The sequence below is a fragment of the Dietzia sp. Cai40 genome (assembly GCF_014145165.1).
GTDB classification, from domain to species: Bacteria; Actinomycetota; Actinomycetes; order Mycobacteriales; family Mycobacteriaceae; genus Dietzia; species Dietzia natronolimnaea.
Window position 1 is genome coordinate 1 of the sequence record NZ_JAALEB010000197.1, and the last position, 2311, is coordinate 2311.

General features: G+C 70.1%; 1 protein-coding gene and 1 pseudogene. One reads left to right on the forward strand and one right to left on the reverse strand.

Translation table 11 applies throughout. The features are described 5' to 3' along the window. Positions 1-668: pseudogene (locus G6022_RS08595) on the reverse strand (hypothetical protein); the annotation flags it as partial. Positions 669-1072: 404 nt separating this feature from the next. Here G6022_RS08595 and glf point away from each other — a divergent pair. Further along, positions 1073-2272 (forward strand): UDP-galactopyranose mutase, encoded by a 1200-nt coding sequence (gene glf, locus G6022_RS08600; protein ID WP_182691373.1) that lies wholly within the window; start codon positions 1073-1075, stop codon positions 2270-2272. Positions 2273-2311: the final 39 nt, after the last annotated feature.

Sequence of the window (2311 nt, forward strand, 5' to 3'; positions counted from 1 at the left end):
GCCGCGACGTCGTTCTGCGCGGGGGACGCGGGGGACCCCGTGGCCGGGGTGTCGGCGGCCTCGGACTCCGGGGCCGCCGTGGCCTCCGCGCCCTGGGACTCCGCGCTCCCGGACTCTGCGCTCTCGGACTCTGCGTCCCGGGACTCCGAGCCCTCGGGCGCGTCCGCGAGCGACGTGTCCGCGATGTCGACGCCGGAGACCTTGATCTGGACAGTGGTGGTGTCCACCCCGAGGAAGACCGGCTCGGTGCCACCGCTGCCGGTGGTGCTCTCGCCCTCGTCGTCGACGGACTCCGCCTCGTACCAGGGGCCCCACGAGCCGTCCGGGTTCTTGGCGCGCAGGGCCGCGACGGCCTGCGGGTTGTAGCCCTTCCACGTGACGCCGACCATCGAGAACGGGGTCTCGGAGGTGACCTCCTTGACCGGGGCGGAGCCCACCGCGATGTCGGTGTCCACGCCTGCCGCGGCGGGTGCGTCGGACAGGGAGACCTCGGCCGTCCCGGTGGGGACGGCGGCGCCCGCGGTGGCGGCGATGTCGTCTCCGGACTCGACCAGGTGGTCCGCCCCGTACACGGCGAGGGGCGTGACGACGGACGCCGCGACCGCCACCGCGAGGGCGAGGGTCCTGCGTCGACCGCTGACGTTCAGGGGGCGGCGTCGTGTTCTCAAGGGCTTCTCCAGATCAGGTCTGTGTCTCGCGGATCCCGCTGCGGAACACTTCTTCCCGGCGGCCGCGAGCGCTGCGACCACTGGGACGAATGTGACGAACGTGGTCAATGGTAGCTAAGAAACGCGTGAAACCAAGTGGTACGGAAGTGAATTTTGGGGTCACAACCGTGTAGTTTCGAACCGATGTACGACGACGGGGCCGCCCGACGCGCGGACTGAGCAGCGGCACCGCGCACGGGTGGGGCCCTCCTCGTCGTCGTCACCTGGTGTGGCACCGGACCCCTCCGCCCACCCGCCCGATACCCTTGGACCCGGACCCGCGCCGGCCGGCGCGTGGACACGCCGGGCGCGGCGCCCGATCAGGCGCGGCGACCCGGCGACGGACTACGGGAAGGCTCGAAGTGATGGCAGGCGATCGGCAGTGGGGGACCTATGACCTCATCGTGGTGGGGTCCGGTTTCTTCGGCCTGACGGTCGCCGAGCGGGCCGCGGCCGAGCTCGGCAAGCGCGTGCTGGTGCTCGACCGGCGTCACCACATCGGCGGCAACGCCTACTCCGAGCCCGAGCCCGAGACCGGGATCGAGATCCACAAGTACGGCGCGCACCTGTTCCACACCTCCAACGAGCGGGTGTGGGAGTACGTCAACCGTTTCACCGACTTCACCGGCTACCAGCACCGCGTGTTCGCGATGCACAAGGGCACGGCGTACCAGTTCCCCATGGGGTTGGGCCTGATCAACCAGTTCTTCGGGCGCTACTACTCGCCCGACGAGGCGCGGGAGCTCATCGCCGAGCAGGCCGCGGAGTTCTCGGCCGAGGACGCGGCCAACTTCGAGGAGAAGGCCATCTCGCTGATCGGGCGGCCGCTCTACGAGGCGTTCATCAGGGACTACACCGCCAAGCAGTGGCAGACCGACCCCAAGAACCTGCCCGCCGGCAACATCACCCGCCTGCCCGTGCGCTACACGTTCGACAACCGCTACTTCAACGACACCCACGAGGGCCTGCCCGTCGACGGCTATACCGCGTGGCTGGAGAACATGGCCGCCGACGAGAAGATCGACGTGGTCCTGGACACCGACTGGTTCGACGTCCGCGAGGGCGTCCGCGCGGCGAGCCCGGACGCGCCCGTGGTCTACACCGGCCCGCTGGACCGGTACTTCGACTACGCCGAGGGCGAGCTCGGGTGGCGCACCCTGGACTTCGAGACCGAGGTCCTGCCCACCGGCGACTTCCAGGGCACCCCGGTGATGAACTACAACGACGCGGAGTTCGACTACACGCGCATCCACGAGTTCCGCCACTTCCACCCCGAGCGGACGAACTACCCCACGGACAAGACCGTCATCATGCGCGAGTACAGCCGCTTCGCCGAGCGCTCCGACGAGCCGTACTACCCGATCAACGAGTCCACCGACCGCGAGCGGCTGGCCCTCTACCGCGACCGCGCCAAGGCCGAGACCGCGGCGAACCGCGTGATCTTCGGCGGCCGGCTGGGCACGTACCAGTACCTGGACATGCACATGGCGATCGCGTCGGCGCTGACGATGTTCGACAACACCCTCGCCCCGCACCTGCGGGACGGGACGCCGCTCGCCGACTGAGGCCCGGCCGGCCCGGCCGCGGCGGGTCGGCCCTCAGGC